Source organism: Methanobrevibacter thaueri, assembly GCF_015062915.1.
Classification (GTDB): domain Archaea; phylum Methanobacteriota; class Methanobacteria; order Methanobacteriales; family Methanobacteriaceae; genus Methanocatella; species Methanocatella thaueri_B.
In genome coordinates this window covers 54,978-73,022 of record NZ_SUTJ01000001.1, presented here as the reverse complement: position 1 = coordinate 73,022, position 18,045 = coordinate 54,978, and the positions used below count along the sequence as shown (strand labels likewise).

The window sequence follows — 18,045 nt, the reverse complement described above, 5'->3', positions numbered from 1 at the left end:
TATTTTAATAATTTGATGTATACTTATTATTAGATATTTCAAAGATTGTGTATTTCTAAAATTAAGAATAATCTAATTAGATGAATTTTAATTGTCATTGTGATTTGTAATTAAATAATTTTGGAATCAGTTTTTGGAATTTAATTAAAAGAAAAAGAGGTTATTAAATGACAATTTGTATATCTGCAATATGCACTGAAAATGAAGAAGAAAATATTGTCTTTGGTGTTGACCATATGATAACTACTGGATTGGGACAATTTGAGCATGACATAACTAAATATAAATTGTTATCACGGAACACTGTTGGAATGATAGCAGGTAACGCTTTGTTGATGGATTATTTTCTTGATGATGATTATTCGCAAAAATCATATTCAGAAATTCAAAATATCCTTGAGGAAAAATTCAAACAGAAAAGATTAGAAAAAATTCAAAAAGAAGTTTTTGATGTGTTTTCTATTGATAAAGAGTTTGTTAAAGAAATTCTCAAAAATCCTATCACTAATGAATATCAAACATTAATTTTAAAAAACATTGCTAAATCTAAACTAAATACTGCAATTCTTTTAATGGGCTTTGAGGATAATAAAGCTAAAATTAGTGAAATAGTCGATACGGGAATTGAAGATTATGGTCAAATTAATTTCAACACTATCTGTTCTGGTTCAATTCAAGCACAGAATACATTATTGTTTCAACATCATTCTAGGCAAGATGATTTAAAAACAACATTGTATAATGTGTATAAGGCAAAAAAGAATGCTGAAGTAATGCAAGGTGTTGGAAAAGAAACAGATATAGGATATTTAAGTCAAAATGGTGTTAGAATGCTTGATGAGAAAAGTATTAATATTCTTGATGAAATATATAATATTGAATTAAATTGTGGCAAACAACATCATATGCTTGATGAATTGAATATTAAATATTGTTAGGTGATAAAATGTATCATGAAGAATTTGAGGATTTAAAATTTACAGGGAATAAAGGAAGGGATGCTTTTATTGAACAAGTATTAAATGTTGTTGATTTTGTTTCAGATAGTGAAAAAAAGGAAATATCTAAGTTATTAGATTAGATTTTTAACTTTATTTCACCTATTTTTTTTAAAATTTTATTTATTATAGGTTATCATGCAGACCAATGACAATATTGACTTGATTACGGGCAATCCAAGAAAAGCCATCAACAAACTGGCTTTTCCAACAATATTTTCAATGCTTCTGATGTTTGTCAATAACCTGATTGACAGCTTTTGGGTTTCAGGCATCAACGCCGATGCCCTTGCGGCACTCGGTTTCATCGCACCACTGTACCTTGTCATCATTGGCCTCGGCAACGGTGTGGGTGCAGGTGCAAATTCCCTGATTTCAAGATATGTCGGAGCCCAAAGAATTGATGAAGCAAATAATGCAATAATACACTCAATAATTTTGACACTTATTGTCTCAGTCATTGTTTTAATAATAGGTATCTTCTTTTTCGATGATTTGATTATTTTATTAGGTGCAGGCAGTGTAAGCACATATTGCCTAAGTTATGGACAAATCATATTTTTGTTAAATATTGTATTTTTAGCACCTAATGTCACTGCCAGCATATTCAGGGCTGAAGGTGATGTGGCAAGGGCTACAAACCCATTGATTTTTACGGCCGTATTGAACATGATAATCGACCCAATCATGATTTACGGACTGAATCTTGGAATATTCGGAGCGGGACTTGCAACGGTAATAGCATCACTTGTAGGATATGTCTGGATGCTTTACTGGATATACATTAAAAAGGACACCTATTTCAAGTTCAGATTTTCATATTACAAACGTAGATTGGAAATCTATAAGGAAATCCTTGTGGTGTCCCTTCCGGCAACAACAGAGGAGATAATCTTTGCATTGGTTGCAATCATCCTCAACTTCCTCATCATGGTCACTGCAGGAGTCAGTGAGGTGGCCTCATTCACCATAGCATGGAGACTGATAACAATCGCATTCATCCCATGCATGGCCATTGGAATTGCAACAATAACAGTCTCCGGTGTGGCATACGGAGCCCGCAACTGGCCAAACTTCAATGAGACAATAATATACTCAACATTGATCAGTCTGGTGATAACATTGGCAATTTGCATATTGTTTTTCATTTTCGCCTATCCGATATGTGACGTATTCAATTTCCAGGCAAACAATCCATTGCTCGTCAAACGTGCAGCGGAAATCCTTCAGTTGATGTCATTCTATAACTGCCTCATTTCATTGGGTGCGACCGCAGCATACACCTATCAGGGAGTGGGGTCAGGTTTCAAGTCACTTTCACTGACAGTTTTAAGGGAACTCATCTTAAGCATGGCATTTGCATATATAATGGGAATCACATTTAACATGGGCGTTTTTGGAGTTTATCTGGGTGCAATAATCGGAATGAACATTGGATCGGTCATCGGATTTGCATTCATATGGGTTTTCAACCTCAAATTCAAAAAAGAAGTGGCATAATTTTTTACACGTTCACATCAATATTGTAAAAAGCTCGTAAAATTCTTGTTTTTATTGGAAAAAGCTTTATATACTTTGAATTTTAGATTTGGAATTGATGAGTCTGAATAGTAGAATATCACAAAAATGGATTGACAATATAAAGAAACTGGACAGTAAATATCAGTTGGCACATGGTGCAATTTATGCAACAGACAGAAGCATTCAGGAATTGAAAATTGACATGAATTCAGTCACGGCCAAGGTTCAGGGTGCACCAGGCAATGTCTATGATGTTGAAATCAAGTTCAGGGAACTTGATGATTGGGATAAGGAACGTATTTCAAGTTTAATTCACGCAAATCCCTTCATATATTCCAAGCTTTTCAACAGGCAGATTTCAGAAGAGCTGATCCATTCAGACATTAAAGTCTTTCCGGATTCACATGGTGATTTTGAAATGTCCTGCACCTGCGGAAAGGGGCCTTTCTGCAAGCATGAGGCTGCGGTATTCCATAGGATTTCAAGTGAAATGGTCAAAAACCCCTTTCTTCTCCTGTCACTCAGGGGATTGGATTTGAATGAAATGACAGACCACAAGCCCAATGATATCAAGGATATCTCAAAAGTCATGAATGATGAATCCGAATATGTGCTGAACGATTCAGGCGACATCAACTATCTGGTCAGGATGAATTTCCTTCTGGATGACTTTCCATCATTCTACCCGTCAAGATCAGTCAATTTCAATGAGGTCATATGTGATACGCTGGCGTCAATGTCAAGATGTATATACCAAATCCACAATTCAAGAGTCAAAAACGAGTTTCAGGAACTGATTATTCTTGGAAACGCATTAAGGGACTTTGAGTTTTTCAAGTCAAAGACAAAGAAAGGCATTATGGATGCCTTTGAGGACAAATGGGAATGCCCTCAAAGATGGGATGAAATAAGCATAGAATTGGACGGAAACTATGAAATCTCAAAAATCAGCACAGGAAAGTTCTCCAACAACTTCTTCAAATCCAATCTCAAATACCCGTTGTTTGCATTCCTTGCGGAAATCGACCAGGTTGACTTGTCATTCTACTGCGATGATATAATATTTCTTCATGACCTGTACATGTTCACCTCAAAGCTCATAAACATGAATGCGTTGGTGCCCGAATTCTTCAGCCTCGAAAACGGTGAGTATCATGTGAGATGGGTTCCGTCATTTGAAAAGTCAATATATGAGGAGCTTGAATACTTTTACATGACTTGTCCGGAAAACATATTGACATTCCGCCAGGGGGAGGTTTCAAGCGAAAGCCAGGTCAATGCCTTGATAAGCCTGATATTCGAGGGGTTCTGCCAGTATTACATTAACAGCTTCATTCCAAGAAACTTGTCATCATTTAAAAACGACGCTTATTTCAGATTGTTTTTCGTCAAAAGCCAGGACTTGAGCAATTACTCCGATAAAAAGGAAATCGAGATTGATGAGTGGCTTTCAGTTCTCTTTTTAAACCAGAAGGATTATGAATACGTCCTTAATACTGAACAGGTTGACTACCATTTCCTCCTGCAGCTTAAAATCAGGATTGACGGTGAAATCCATGATTTCACAGACATTGTGGATTTGGGTCGCAATGACATAATCAGCAACGTTTCAGTCATCCAAAACATATTTTCAAAATCGAATCTCTCGCTGAGTTTCCTGAACGGCAAGACAATGAACATACGCCAATACAGCTATTTCATGGACAACATCGCTCCCGTCTTGAGGGAATGTGGCATTGAGGTTAACCTGCCCGTTGAATTTAGAAACGCCCATGATGCAAAACTGCTGCTGAATGTCAACTCAAGCCAACCCACATCATCGCTTACATTGAATGACCTAGTTGAATTTGACTGGAAAGTGGCAATCGGTGATGAGACATTTTCTCTTGAGGATTTCGAGTCATTCAGCTCAAGCTTTCGTGGACTGGTGAAGGTAAAGGACAGGTATGTCCTTTTGGATGAGGGAAATCTCAACCGGTTGCGGGAGGATATAGCAAGCATCCCCGAAACCGATGACAAGTCTGAGATAATCAGCTACCTTCTCACCATTGATGAGGATAACGTCAAGATGGATGGTAAGCTTGAGGATTTGGTCAACGCCATGATACAGGTTCAAAAGATTGACGTTCCATCATCTCTAAATGGAAAATTGAGGGAGTATCAGGAGATTGGGTTTTCATGGATGGTTCAGAATATGCAGCTGGGGTTCGGATCGATTCTGGCAGATGACATGGGTCTCGGAAAGACCATACAGGTGCTTTCCGTGATATTGCATCTGAAGCAAACCAATCGTCTAAATCATGAAAAGGTATTGATTGTGGCTCCGACAAGCATTCTTACAAACTGGGCAATGGAAATTGAAAAGTTCAGCCCAAGCCTGAATGTTGAGATTTACCATGGTCCGAACAGGTACATTCCCGAAAGTGATTATGATGTTCTTCTGACTTCATATGGTGTTTTGAGAAAGGACATTGACGATTTTTGCCAATCAAAATGGTTTTTGATGGTTGCCGATGAGGCCCAAAACATCAAGAACCCGAATTCCAAAAAGACAAAGGCTGTAAAGGAGGTAAATGCGAAACATCATATAGCATTGTCAGGCACGCCTATAGAAAACCATCTAAGTGAGTACTGGTCAATATTTGACTTTACAAACAGGGGTTATCTTAAAAGCCTCAAGGAATTCAACAAGAGATTCATAAAACCGATTGAAAATCAAAGGGATGGGGAGGTTCTTGAAGAGTTTAAAAAGATTACCTCACCGTTTATCATGAGAAGGCTCAAGACAGATAAGAACATTGTCCAGGAACTGCCTGACAAGATTATCAATGATGTTTACTGCAACCTTTCAATCAAGCAGGCAAGCATGTATGATGAGACCTTGAACCAGCTTATCAATGATGTTGTGAAAAGCGAGGGAATACAGAGAAAGGGTTTGGTGCTTAAACTGATAAACTCCCTAAAGCAAATCTGCAATCACCCGTCACACTTTCTCAAAATCGATGAGGCCAAAATCAATGAATCCGGAAAGATGGAAGTGCTCGTTAATATCCTTGAGACAATCCTTGAATCCGATGAGAAGGTGTTGATATTCACCCAATACGTCCAGATGGGCAAGATCATGAAGAGACTTCTTGAGGAGAGGTTTTCAGAAGAGGTGCTTTTTCTTCATGGGGGAGTTCACAGAAACAGGCGTGATAGGATGATTGATGAGTTCCAGGACGGTGATGCAAAAATATTTATTTTGTCCCTTAAGGCTGGAGGCACAGGGCTTAATCTCACTGCAGCCTCAAATGTCATCCATTATGACTTGTGGTGGAATCCTGCAGTTGAAAACCAGGCGACAGACCGTGCATATAGGATAGGCCAGAGTGAAAACGTTATGGTATATCGGTTCATCACAAAGGGGACACTTGAAGAGAGGATAAATCAGATACTGTTGGAGAAAAAGGAATTGATTGATTTGGCCATTGGTGATGATAAAATGTTTATAACAGAAATGAGCAATGATGAATTGAGAGAGATGCTTAATTTAAGATAATTTAGTATTAAAATGAAAACATGAGTTAACCAATTTGTTTTAGTTCAAATCAATAAAATATTGTCTCACTTCGTAAAAATGTAGTGCTTAAATTTATCATAATCTTTAATAAAGATTAAATAAAAACTACAATATTAAATAATCTATGGAAAATTAATTTCCAGATTTAAATTTAACAATAATGAATAGGTGTTAAAATGGTACATGAAGTCACTCCTACTCCTCTATTTGAGGGAGATGATTTAAAAAAATTACAGGAATATATCAAAAGACCTATGAATGAAAAAGAAAAAGAAATTTCTAAAAGAATTAAAAATAAAAGAAGAGTACCTGTTTTCAGGTAATCTTTATTTTTAATATAAATTATCATCTAAAATCATTTAGAAAACTTTATTGGTCTAATTATTCTTATTTTAACTAAATTCTATACTTTAATTTTAATTTAAAATGTTCTAATCACTTTTATCAAATGAAAACGTTTTTATACTTTAACAAATAACTTACATTTTAGAGGTGAATTCTCATGAAAAAATCAAACGATGAAGAGGACATCAAAGTCAACAAAAGGCGCACCGACAAGGTATATTTTGAATCAACATTGCTTCAACAAATATCAGACGGTATTGACTTTATAAGGGACCAAAGCAAAGAAATCCTATCTGAAATAGACCTTAAGGGACTTGACAATATTGATATTGACGAATTTGGTGAATACACTTTGGATCAAATTTCAGACATTTCAGATGAACTGTCACAATTGAAATCAGAATTATTCGACTCAGATGATTTTCCTACATTCATAAAGGAATACACCCTTGATGCCAAAAGGGCATTGAACAGGGATGACGATTATGTAAGAAGGGCACAAAGAAGACTGGACAGGCACAATTCAGGCGAGCTTGTAAACGTTTACAAAACCAATGCCCGCATAATCGAGCTTTGTGACAAGGCAATAGAAGTCAATTCATCCAATGCAGATGCATACTATGTCAAGGGCCGTGCATTGATGAATCTCGACAAGTATCCTGAAGCCATCGAGGAATTCATTAACTCTCTGGCCATTGAGGATGACATCAAGGTCTGGATAGCCATTGCAAACTCAAATACTCTCAACGGAGACTATGATGATGCAATAGGCATATATGAAAAAATCTTGGAGAGGGATGAAAACTCATTCGATGCAGTTAAGGGCAAGGCATTGACCTATTACGCATCAGGTGACTTTGCAAAGGCAAATGAAGAGTTTAAAAATGCCTCTTCAATGGGCACTCTTGACAGCACATCCAAGGAAATATGGGACGAATGCCTGGAAAACATCTAGGCAAGGTTTTCCTTAAGCTGTGAGTTAAGAGTATTGTAATAATATCCTTTAAGAGCAAGCAATTCCTCGTGGGTTCCTTGCTCAATTATTTCACCATTTTCAATCACTATTATCTTATCCGCATTACGGATAGTTGAAAGCCTATGAGCTATTATAAAACTAGTTTTTCCTTCCATAAGCTTATCCATTGCTTTTTGAATCAGCTTTTCTGTTCTGGTATCAACACTGGAAGTGGCCTCATCCAATATGAGAACCTCCTTTTCGGCAAGAATGGTTCTTGCAATTGTCAAAAGCTGCTTTTGTCCGTGGGAAATGTTGTCCGTATCCTCATTCAGCTCGCTTTCATAGCCATCGGACAGTCTTCTTATGAAATTATCGGCATACACCTGCCTGGCAGCATCAACAATGTCTTCCTCTGAGGATTCAAGGTTTCCATAGCCGATATTGCTTGTTATGGTATCTGAAAAGAGCCATGAATCCTGCAATACCATTCCAATCATTGACCTTAGGCTGTTCTTGTCGTATTCGTCAATGTCTATGCCGTCGATTTTTATGGATCCTGAAGTGATGTCATAGAATCTCATGAGCAGCTTGACGATTGTTGTCTTTCCGGCACCGGTTTCGCCGACAATAGCTATCTTTTCGCCTTTCTTGACGTCAAATGACAGGTTCTTGATGATTTTCTCATTTGGAGTGTATGAGAAGCTTACATTTTCAAAGCTTATTCCATCCTTGATTTCACTTATCTGTCTTGCGGATGGGTTTTCCTCATCATCCAATTCAAGAAACTCGAAAATACGTTCGCTTGCAGCCATTGCAGTTTGAATCTGATTCATGACACGGGTTATCTGCTGGATTGGTCTTGTAAAGCTTTGTGTGTATTGGAAAAATGCCAGAATATCCCCAACTGCAATAACCCTTTGAAGCACGAACACCGCACCCAAAACAGCCACCACAACATATGTGAAGTTGGAGATGAAGTTCATCAAGGGACCGTTAAGGCTTGAATAGAACTGTGATTTCCACTCATGAGTAAACCAGTTCTCATTATCATTTTCAAACCTCTCCATTGAGATGTCTTCCTGGTTGAATGCGCGTATGATGTCATGGCCTGTGAATGTCTCCTCGATTTGGCCGTTAAGAGACCCTTTGAACTCCAATTGTCTTAGGAAATACTTCTGTGAAAACTTTGTCATGAACCTGATGAGTATGAAAGCAATAGGGATGAGAATCACGGTTGCCAGGGTCATCCAGATGTTGATGAAAAGCATCATGATGAACACGCCGACAAGGGTGATTATTGCTGTTGTCAGCTGGATGAATGACTGGGTGATTCCGTTTTGAAGGGAGTCAACATCGTTTGTAACCCTTGAGAGAATGTCTCCTCTCTTGTTTTCCTCAACACTGTCCATCGGAAGGTGCAGTATCTTATCCATTAGTCTTTCCCTTAGGTCATAGCTGATTTTTGTTGTCACTTCAATCAGGAAAATGCTTTGAAGGTATGAAAACACAGAACTTATGATATACAAAACTACAACGATTATTAAGAGATTAATCAATGAGTTGAAATCGATTGTGCCCGTGTGGTTCATAATCCTGCCGATTCCGTCATATATTATTGTTGTGGCCTGACCAATCAGCAATGGAGCTATTATCGTGAATGCGGTTGATATCACGGCACAGATGACTGTCAATGTCAGCTTCCATTTATGGTCCCTTAGGATTGTCAGGATGTTTCTGATTGCCCTTTTATTGTCAACAGGCTTTTCAGGAGGCTTTCTTCTCAAAGGTCTAGGGCTCATGACAATGCCTCCATCTGGTCAATTTGAATGTTTGCGATTTCCCTGTAGATGTCACAGCTTTCAACAAGTCTCTCGTGTGTTCCACGGTCAATGATTTCACCATTGTCAACCACAAGTATCTCATCAGCATCCATGATTGTTGAAATCCTCTGGGAAACGATTAGAATGGAGGAATCCTTAAGTTCCTTCAGGTTATTCTTGATTTTCCTTTCAGTGTTCATGTCAAGCGCTGAAAAGCAGTCGTCAAAAAGATAAAACTCATGCTCGTCAATGATTGCACGGGCTATTGAAAGGCGCTGCTTCTGGCCTCCTGAAAAGTTGGAACCTCCCTGTGTGACTTCTTCCGCCAGATTTTCAACAAAGTCAACCTGTGCAAGATCCAATGCTCTTCTTATTTCCTCATCGCTTGCATCGTTTTTGCCGATTTGCATATTGGACTTCACATCACCCTGGAATAGGATGGCCTTTTGAGGGGTGAAGGATATTTTATCCCTTAAGCTCTTTAAATTATATTCCTTTATGTTGACTCCGTCAATGAGGATTTCACCTGAACTCGGATCCTGAAGACGTGGAATCAAATTCAGTATTGTTGACTTGCCGCTTCCGGTTCCGCCAATGATTGCAGTGGTCTTGCCTGGTTTTAGAGTGAAGTTGATGTCTTTAAGTGTTTCCTTCTCGCTTCCAGGATATTTGTATGAAACGTTTTTGAATTCTATTGTCGGATTTTCAGGGATTTGATTAATTTCACCGTCTTTTATTGTAATTTCAGTGTTTAAAACCTCGCTGATACGCCTTGCTGAGACAAGAAATCTCGGAAGCATTATGAAGAATCCTCCAATCATCAAGAATGATGTGACGATTTGGGTGGCGTATTGTATGAAGGCTATGATGTCACCGGTCAGTATTCCGCTGTTTATTGCATCATATGCTCCAAAATAGAGAATCAGAACAACCATAATGTTCATTATCAATGTCATTAGCGGAAGCATGATAAGCATGGTCTTGAAAACGTAGATGTTGACGTCATAAAACTCCTTGTTCACTTTCCTGAACTTCTCCTCTTCATAATCCTGCCTAACAAAAGCCTTGATGACAGGTATTCCAATCAGGATTTCCCTTGCTGTCTTGTTTATCCTGTCGATTATCTCCTGCACTATCTTGAAGTAGGGAATCACCCTCACCATTACAATAACCATGAGGATTATGATTGCAACGAAATTGACCAGGATAATCCAAGAGAGGTTGGTTTGAAGCTCAAACACCTTGATTATGCTGCCGATACCAAGCAATGGCGCAAAAATGAGTGTTGTGAAAATGAATCCAAGAACTCCCTGAAGCTGGTTAACGTCATTGGTTGTTCGAGTAATCAGTGAAGAGCGTGAAATGTCATTCAGTTCATGATTCGAGAACTTCAAAACCTTATTGTAGATGATTTTCCTTAAATCCTTTGCATATCCTGAGGACACTCTGCTTGAAAAATAGGACACTCCGACAGTTGCAAGAGCAGATATTGCAACCATCACAAGCATTATCATTCCGATATCTATGATGAACTGGAAGTTGGTGTATTGGATTCCGGTATTGACGATATCTGCTGTGTATTGGGGCAAGGTTAAGTCACAGTAAACCTGAATTAGTAGGAAAATGAAAATGAATAAAATCTGAGGGATTTTATTCCTCATCGGTTTCAATAATTTCTTCATATTATTCTTGAATAATTTTTATTTAATATGTTTATTATAATTTTAGTTTCTCGGAAAAAGAGCTTGAGAAGTTGTAATCGCTCTCGATGATAAAAAAATTTCAATTAATCTAAATAATGTTCAGTCATACGAAATTTTCGTATGTCTGAATAATTTCATAATTTTATGTTATATTATTGAAAAATAACTATTTAAATCAAATAAATTTTTTCCACAAGTCAGTCTGAAGAACGCTATTTTCGCTTAATTCCTCAAGTTTCAGGAAAAGTTCCCATGGAACTGACAGTGTCAGATAATCATTTGGGATGAAGTGCTTCATCTTGCTTCTTCCTGCAAAGTCAATCGGTCCAAGAACAGGCTTTGGATCATCGCTGTCAGCTTCTCTAAATGTAAAGCATCCTATTGCCTGACATGCTGATGCCTGTGGAGTAAGTATATATGCCCCGTCAAGCCTGAATGATGAGTTTATCTGAATCAAAGCGGTAAGCTCAATCGGATTTACTGTAAATATCACAGATTCCGGAATCTCACCTTCTTCCAGGTTCTCAATGCCCTTGAAAATCACGTATTGTCCTTCATCATACACTGGCCTGTTTTTGATTCCTGCCTTTGCGGTTTCAAAATCTGAATATATTCTCTCACCGTGCCTGAACATTTCACTGGTGTGCTTTGGCATATGGTTCAGCCTTTCTTCATACGCTTCACGGTTTGGAGCGGATTCCACGCCGCATGAGAGAAATGTTGCCTGGAAATCTATTGCATCCTCATTTGCCCTCCCTGATCCCCATCCGAATCCAACGCTGATTCCTCCGCAGGTAATGTGGTCACGTCCAAAATAGGTTGTTTTTCTATTGGCTATTGTCTGTGCAACAAAACTCATTACACAGCCGCCCTTTTCGCTTTTTGGGCCGATGGCATCTTCCGGTTTGGTATCTGTTTTCAGTAACGCAATTGGCGGAAATTTCATGTTAAGTTCTTTTGATATATTGCTTTGCATACTAACTACCTCTATGTTATTGTTTAACATTTAAAGTATTAATTTTTATCAATTGGTTAGTTTTTCACTTCAAAAAATCGAACGATTGAACAATTTTTAGAATATGGTGTTATATCATTGTATATTTTTTACAATGTTTTTTCAAACTTTACATTATTTAATCACTGTCCAAAAAACTGAAACATTTATATACTACCTCGACTAATTTAAGATAGGAATTCAGTGAGGTGAAAATAATGAGAAAAATTACTATCGCAATATTAGCATTAGTCCTCGTTGGCATGTTGATTCCAACAGGATTTGCAACCGATTCCAATCTTGTAATAACATATGGTGAAAGTACAAATGCAAACAGCAATTATAAATCAATTGTTGATTCATTCTTCACAAGTCAAGCAAATGTAAATTTAGGTGATGTAAACTCAAAAGTAATCACTGCTGATCAGGTTAATCAAATATCAAGCGGTATTACTGGAAAATCATATTCCTCAAATCAAATATACTCATCAGCGCTCCTGGATTTGAATGACAATGACAATCTTCAGGTTAGCGTTGACAAGTCCAAGATAACAACAATAACAGGGGACATGTACATTTCAGCATTGAAATCTGCAGGAATTACAAGCGGCCATGTCTATGTGACAAGTCCAGTGACTGCAACTGGTGAATCCGCTCTTGCAGGAATAATGAACGCTTATGAGCAAGCGACCGATGTTGAAATTCCAGACACTGTCAAGGAAGCTGCAAACAATGAGATCTACACTGAATCACAAATTGTGGAAAACTCCGGTGTCGACCCTAACAGCTTATCACAACTGGTGAATGACGTTAAGGAACAAGTTTCAAGAGAAAATGTCACAGACCACAACACAATTGTGAATATCATTAACAACTATGTTCAAAACAACAACATTAACATAACCAACAGTGATATTGAAAACTTGGCGGGCAGTATCGAGCAAGTGCAAAACGTTCAAGGTGATGTTAACTACTATAAAGATAAAGTAAGTGGTTTTTTAAATGACACCAATTCAACAGGCGGATTTTCACTTGACGGATTGTTTAACTGGATTAAATCCTTTGTAAATGGGATTTAAATCCCATTCTTTTTTTAACCTCCTATAAATTAACCCATTGATGTAATTTATATATGATAAAATCATAATGTTAATTAATGGAGGTGAATTATACTTGAAATATTTTAAAAGCATTTTTAAAATTTCAATAATTCTGTTACTTCTAATAATTGCGGTTGGATCAGTTTCTGCAACAGATGCAGGTGATTCAACAATAACCGATAATCAAAATGATGACTTTGATTTGGATGAAGATTTAGACGATGATTCTGATTATGACTCTGATGACGATTCTGATGAAGATTGGGATGATGATTCTGATGAAGATTGGGATGATGATTCTGATGATGATTCTGATGAAGATTGGGATGATGATTCTGATGATGATTCTGATGATGATTCTGATGATGACGATGATTTAGACGATGACGATTGGGATGATGATTTCAATGAATCAGATATCTACTTATCCGACTATGATTATCTTGAATCCAAAATTCTGGTTTATCTAGAAAAATACGGTAATCTCACAGATGAAAACTGGACAGAATCCGATGCTTTCCTGAATGAATATCAGAAATATCTAAATGATCCATCAAACTACACTCTAAATGAAAGTCTTGAGGGTTATGAAACATATGTTAAAATATTCGATTCAATAACCTCAACATTTGGTGATTATAATCTAACAGAAAACGAGACAGCATATCTTAAATTCCTGATAATATATTATCTTAACAATTATGGTAATGTGAGTGCAAACTACACCTGGAACGAAAGTGATGACTTTTCAAACTTCCATTTAGCATGGATGTTTAAAACAGAAACATTCTACGGATGCGCGTCAGCAGGATGCATGGATATTCTGGATGCATTAGTTCCTATCTCATATTCAAGCTTAAATAACCTATTCAATCCGATAGTAGGCAATTCCACTGAAGGCAATGTGACTTCAGATGATAATGTCACCAGCATTGATGTGCCTCAAAACGGCGACTCATGGTGGAACAACATCATTATCATGGCTTTGGTCTTGATATTGGTTGCTTTAGTGATTATTTAGGTTTTTATTTTTTCTTTTTTTTAACACAATATTTTTAATAATTTAACAACAAATTAACTACATGGTGATTAAATGGTTATAGTTAAGCATTGTCCAAATTGTGGAAATGAGATTACAGATGAAGGGGAATTTTGTACAGAATGTGGATATAACTTATTGGATAATTCTCCTAGGATAATAAGGGCAACAAAAGATGAAAAAGGATTTTTTGATAATCTGGTTGAAAAAACAAGTTTTCCAGTCATGGTATTTGCTTTTGTAATATTTGGAATATTCCTATTTGTTGGCGCTTTGTTTTGGTCTTCATTCATGTCAAACGGATCTTTGGATTTGTTAACTTATCTTATGTTGACCGTTGTGTTTGCAGTATTCTTCGGAGGGATATTTGTCGGATATAAGGGATGTGTGGACAAATCTTATGTAATGCCAAACTTTGCATTATACTCTGGCAGCATTTATGCGGTCGTATTGTGTGGAATAGGGTTGATATTCACATTTTTGATGGGAATCTTGTCAGCTCTCAGTTCAGCATTTTCTTCAATGAGCAGTTCCTCTCCATATGGAAGTTCTTATCAGCCAACAACTCCAAATTATGTTCCTAATATGGACTTAAGCGGTGTTTTTAAAATAATATTGTTTATTTTACTGATTCCTGTAGCTGCTTATTTTGGAGTTTACTTGGGTTATATCTTAAAAGAGAATATTTAATTTATTATTAAATATTATTTTTTTCTTTTTGAAGGCATAATTTATACTATTTTTTACAAAGATACATTTTCAAACCATCTAATATATATACTAATTAACTACATAAATAAACACATTAACTAATTAAATTTAATTAACTGAAGGTTTGATAATATGGTTAAGTTTTCACAAACTCTTGATGATAGGCAACCGAGAAGTCGAGAAAAATCATATGTTCCTCCAAGGGAAAATCAGAATTATTCTCGTCAAGAACCCAATGCCAGTTCCAGGTCTATAGATGACATCATGTACAGCAGATTGCCTAGACCAAACCAGGTTCAAAGAACAGTCTATCAAGAGGAAAACAGGTATTCTGACTATGATGATGAGGTCATCTATGTACAGCATCAAACTGAAAGGGAATCTGTCCAGCCGGATTACAGAAAACCTGAACTTCAGTTCCCTGCTGATCAAAACATCCAATTCGGTGTGGAATACAAGCCAAATTCAAAACCGCCGGTAATAGGAAATAACTACACAATCCGTTCAAACTCAATCATCTACAATGACGTTGTGATTGGGGACAATTTCAGAACAGGACACAACGTGGTTATTCGTGAAAACACCAACATAGGTGATGATGTATTAATCGGTACCAATACTGTCATTGAAGGTGATGTAATCATTGGAAATGATGTCAGCATCCAGTCAAACGTTTACATACCAACCAATTCAGTCATTGAGGACAATGTATTTATCGGACCTTGTGCTTGTTTTACCAATGATAAGTATCCTGTTAGAATTAACTATGAACTTCAAGGACCAAAGGTAAGGCGTGGAGCTTCAATTGGAGGAAACACCACATTCCTGTCAAATGTTGAAGTAGGTGAAGGATCAATTGTGGCTGCCGGAGCTATCGTTATACACTCAGTTCCGCCATTCTATCTGGCAATAGGAACACCGGCACGTATCAAGCCGCTTCCTGACCACTTGAAGGTTCCAAACAGATTTTAAGGAGAATTATAATGGCTCAATATAAATGTAAGATTTGCGGATATGTTTTTGATGAAGATGATATTGAGGAAGGTTTAAACATTCCTGCCGGAACCAAATTCGAGGACCTGCCTGCTTCATTCAAATGTCCAAAATGCAGAATGGCAAAGGGAATGTTTGAAAAAATAGATTAGTTTTATATATTACTAACATATAAAATAGTATTATATCTTAAAAATTTTTAGGAGATTGTTAAATATGGCAAAATTCAAATGTAAATTATGCGGATACGTAACCGAAGAATTCGATGAACTCCCAGAAGACTACAAATGTCCAATGTGTGGCGCAACCGCTGACATGTTCGAAAAAGTAGAATAGGATTGTTTTAAATGGCTTATGTTTGTAAGGTATGTGGATTTGTCTTAGAAGAAGACGAATTACCAGAAGATTACGTATGCCCAGTTTGTGGCGTACCTGCAGCTAATTTTGAAGAACAATAAGTTCTTCTTTTTATATTTTTTCTAAAAATTGCTTATTTTTAAAGTTGACACTTATTTTTCCAGAGTATTTTTCAAATATCATTTCAATGTCACGATTGTCCCTTGACACGACCTGATAACTCACTTTATCTGAATATTCCTTATCTATGGATTCCAGATTGTTGTTTCTCACTTCACCGTCAACTGTTTTAATGTCTGAGTATTCAAAAACAAGTTCAAAAACATCATACTCTTCAATCTCAACGATTTCAGCCTCTCCGATGGCCTCCATAACTGATTTTGAGTATGCCCTTACAAGCCCTCCTGCGCCAAGCTTGATTCCTCCGAAGTATCTGGTAACCACAGCAGTCACATTGTGAAGTTCGTTTTTTCTCAAAACGTTAATCATAGGTTTTCCGGCGGTTCCGCCAGGTTCCCCGTCATCGTCAAATCCTTCCCCGTCACCTGCAATGTATGCTGTGCAGTTGTGAGTGGCATCGCTGTACTGCTGGTTCAAGCGTTGGATGATTTCCTTTGACTCCTTCTTGCTTTTGGTTGGAAACAGTGAGCATATGAACTGTGATTTCTTGACGTTTATCTCAACTTGCACGGGTTTTTTAATAGTTTTCATGTTATCAATATATTTATATATCTCATCAAACATATTAAATTTAATTAATTTTTACAAAGGTGTTAAATTTGGCAAGTAGATCAGCTACAGTTTTGGTTGTTTTTATAGTTGCTGTTCTTGCATTCTGTCTTGCAAGTGTCTTTGCATCTATGACTGGACCAATATCAATTTTACCTAATGAAAGTGAGTCTGGAGGAGTTCTAGATAACCTGTCTGCTATCACTGAAGACGATTCAATCGGTCAGAGCAGCTATAGTTATCAGGATTACAGTGACAATTCCTACAGTGATGATTCATCAAAACATGATTCTTCAAATGTAGAGACAACAACAGATGACTCATCATCTGGTGGTTCAGGTTCCTCAAGTGGAGGTTCCGGTTCATCTAGTAGTGATTCTGGTTCATCTAGTGGTGATTCAGGTTCTTCTGGTGGAAGTTCTGGTGGCAGTTCATCTGGAAGTGGTTCTGGTGGTTCTTCTGGAGGTAGTTCCGATATTGAAACTACCACAGATAAATAACTACTTTTTTTCTTTTTTTTAAAAATCCAATAATTTTTCAACGTCAAATATTACTGAGTTTATGGCGAGATTAAACAGTCTGTGACCGTATTCCTCATCGATGTAGACTCCGTTTTCTTCAACGTCCCTTGCACCCTCTTCAATGTTAGGGTCGTCTTTGCGCGCCTGCTTGAATCCATGCAAGCCCACTTCCTCGTATTCATTGACATTTGCCTGATTTTCAAGCTCTTCCTCATTTACAATGCCCAATACCTTAGCCATTGAAAGCTCGCCGCTTCCGCCGTGAGGTCCTTCGGAGGATATCACCTTGTTGTTGAATGTTATTGCAAGGTCTGTCTTGTCCTCAATGTCCCATAATTCAGCCATCAGAGGTATGTTTCCGCCATGTGCATTTACAATGACAACTTTTTCAATATCGAGGAATTCCTTTGCCTGGTTTAATGTGTTGATGACGTTTTCTTTTAACACGTCAAGGGAAACGTGAACTCCATGATCGATTGTGTCCAATTCGTAGGCGGGAAAGATTATTCCTAAAAACTTGGCTCCTGTCTCAAGGGATGATTGGAATGCGATATGCGCTCCTATTTTGGCGTCTGTGTCAATAGGAAGTGCTGGGCCATGGTTTTCAAGGTGTGACCCAAGTGCAATGATTCCAACCTTGTGAACGCCAGGGTCTCTGATTTTGCCTGCTCTGTATCTCAATTCAGCCATGAAA

At 37.3% G+C, this 18,045-nt stretch carries 19 protein-coding genes; 14 read left to right on the top strand and 5 right to left on the bottom strand.

Features of this window, described 5'->3' with window-relative positions; all coding sequences use genetic code 11:
- Positions 1–167: 167 nt before the first annotated feature.
- The 6 genes from E7Z78_RS00415 to E7Z78_RS00390 all read left to right on the top strand — a co-directional run bounded on the left by E7Z78_RS00415 (position 168) and on the right by E7Z78_RS00390 (position 7,381).
- Entirely contained in the window at positions 168–938 is a 771-nt protein-coding gene (locus E7Z78_RS00415; protein ID WP_303723204.1) for a hypothetical protein, read from the top strand.
- Positions 939–946: 8 nt separating this feature from the next.
- Positions 947–1,081 (top strand): hypothetical protein, encoded by a 135-nt coding sequence (locus tag E7Z78_RS00410; RefSeq protein WP_303723203.1) that lies wholly within the window; start codon positions 947–949, stop codon positions 1,079–1,081.
- 55 nt (positions 1,082–1,136) lie between these two features.
- Positions 1,137–2,498 carry an MATE family efflux transporter gene (locus E7Z78_RS00405; RefSeq protein ID WP_303723202.1) on the top strand — a complete coding sequence of 454 codons (1,362 nt, stop codon included), beginning with the start codon at positions 1,137–1,139 and terminating at the stop codon, positions 2,496–2,498.
- Positions 2,499–2,595: 97 nt separating this feature from the next.
- A complete protein-coding gene (locus tag E7Z78_RS00400) occupies positions 2,596–6,060 on the top strand; it encodes a DEAD/DEAH box helicase (RefSeq protein WP_303723201.1) in 3,465 nt (1,154 codons plus the stop codon).
- A 197-nt stretch (positions 6,061–6,257) separates the two neighbouring features.
- Complete coding sequence (locus tag E7Z78_RS00395; RefSeq protein WP_303723200.1) at positions 6,258–6,404, top strand: hypothetical protein; 147 nt, start codon at positions 6,258–6,260, stop codon at positions 6,402–6,404.
- Positions 6,405–6,583: 179 nt separating this feature from the next.
- The gene (locus E7Z78_RS00390; RefSeq protein ID WP_303723199.1) at positions 6,584–7,381 is read left to right on the top strand and encodes a tetratricopeptide repeat protein; all 798 of its coding nucleotides are present in this window, start codon (positions 6,584–6,586) and stop codon (positions 7,379–7,381) included.
- On the opposite strand, the gene E7Z78_RS00385 is transcribed toward E7Z78_RS00390, so the two are convergent.
- The 3 genes from E7Z78_RS00385 to E7Z78_RS00375 all read right to left on the bottom strand — a co-directional run bounded on the left by E7Z78_RS00385 (position 7,378) and on the right by E7Z78_RS00375 (position 11,883).
- The gene (locus tag E7Z78_RS00385; protein WP_303723198.1) at positions 7,378–9,183 is read right to left on the bottom strand and encodes an ABC transporter ATP-binding protein; all 1,806 of its coding nucleotides are present in this window, start codon (positions 9,181–9,183) and stop codon (positions 7,378–7,380) included. The genes E7Z78_RS00390 and E7Z78_RS00385 overlap by 4 nt on opposite strands.
- Positions 9,180–10,886, bottom strand: coding sequence for an ABC transporter ATP-binding protein (locus E7Z78_RS00380; RefSeq protein WP_303723197.1), 1,707 nt, complete (start codon positions 10,884–10,886; stop codon positions 9,180–9,182). The genes E7Z78_RS00385 and E7Z78_RS00380 overlap by 4 nt, the downstream gene beginning before the upstream one ends.
- Positions 10,887–11,082: 196 nt before the next feature.
- Entirely contained in the window at positions 11,083–11,883 is an 801-nt protein-coding gene (locus E7Z78_RS00375) for a DUF169 domain-containing protein (protein WP_303723196.1), read from the bottom strand.
- Between the two features lie 236 nt (positions 11,884–12,119).
- Here E7Z78_RS00375 and E7Z78_RS00370 point away from each other — a divergent pair, with 236 nt between their 5' ends.
- The 7 genes from E7Z78_RS00370 (at position 12,120) to E7Z78_RS00340 (ending at position 16,202) form a co-directional block, all read left to right on the top strand.
- Positions 12,120–12,980 (top strand): DUF1002 domain-containing protein, encoded by an 861-nt coding sequence (locus tag E7Z78_RS00370; protein ID WP_303723195.1) that lies wholly within the window; start codon positions 12,120–12,122, stop codon positions 12,978–12,980.
- Positions 12,981–13,074: 94 nt separating this feature from the next.
- Positions 13,075–14,022 (top strand): hypothetical protein, encoded by a 948-nt coding sequence (locus E7Z78_RS00365; protein WP_303723194.1) that lies wholly within the window; start codon positions 13,075–13,077, stop codon positions 14,020–14,022.
- Positions 14,023–14,094: 72 nt separating this feature from the next.
- Positions 14,095–14,730 (top strand): zinc ribbon domain-containing protein, encoded by a 636-nt coding sequence (locus E7Z78_RS00360; protein ID WP_303723193.1) that lies wholly within the window; start codon positions 14,095–14,097, stop codon positions 14,728–14,730.
- Between the two features lie 456 nt (positions 14,731–15,186).
- The gene (locus tag E7Z78_RS00355) at positions 15,187–15,723 is read left to right on the top strand and encodes an acyltransferase (protein WP_303723394.1); all 537 of its coding nucleotides are present in this window, start codon (positions 15,187–15,189) and stop codon (positions 15,721–15,723) included.
- An 11-nt stretch (positions 15,724–15,734) separates the two neighbouring features.
- Positions 15,735–15,896, top strand: a complete 162-nt coding sequence (locus tag E7Z78_RS00350) for a rubredoxin (RefSeq protein ID WP_303723192.1) — start codon at positions 15,735–15,737, stop codon at positions 15,894–15,896.
- A gap of 64 nt (positions 15,897–15,960) precedes the next feature.
- Entirely contained in the window at positions 15,961–16,080 is a 120-nt protein-coding gene (locus E7Z78_RS00345) for a rubredoxin (protein ID WP_292783792.1), read from the top strand.
- An 11-nt stretch (positions 16,081–16,091) separates the two neighbouring features.
- Positions 16,092–16,202, top strand: a complete 111-nt coding sequence (locus E7Z78_RS00340) for a rubredoxin-like domain-containing protein (protein WP_287412285.1) — start codon at positions 16,092–16,094, stop codon at positions 16,200–16,202.
- Between the two features lie 10 nt (positions 16,203–16,212).
- Here the strand turns inward: E7Z78_RS00340 and E7Z78_RS00335 are convergent, their stop codons facing one another.
- A complete protein-coding gene (locus E7Z78_RS00335; protein WP_303723191.1) occupies positions 16,213–16,812 on the bottom strand; it encodes a YigZ family protein in 600 nt (199 codons plus the stop codon).
- 68 nt (positions 16,813–16,880) lie between these two features.
- Between E7Z78_RS00335 and E7Z78_RS00330 the strand changes: the two genes are divergently transcribed.
- Entirely contained in the window at positions 16,881–17,330 is a 450-nt protein-coding gene (locus tag E7Z78_RS00330) for a hypothetical protein (RefSeq protein ID WP_303723190.1), read from the top strand.
- Positions 17,331–17,348: 18 nt separating this feature from the next.
- On the opposite strand, the gene arfB is transcribed toward E7Z78_RS00330, so the two are convergent.
- Positions 17,349–18,041, bottom strand: a complete 693-nt coding sequence (gene arfB, locus E7Z78_RS00325) for a 2-amino-5-formylamino-6-ribosylaminopyrimidin-4(3H)-one 5'-monophosphate deformylase (RefSeq protein WP_303723189.1) — start codon at positions 18,039–18,041, stop codon at positions 17,349–17,351.
- Positions 18,042–18,045: the final 4 nt, after the last annotated feature.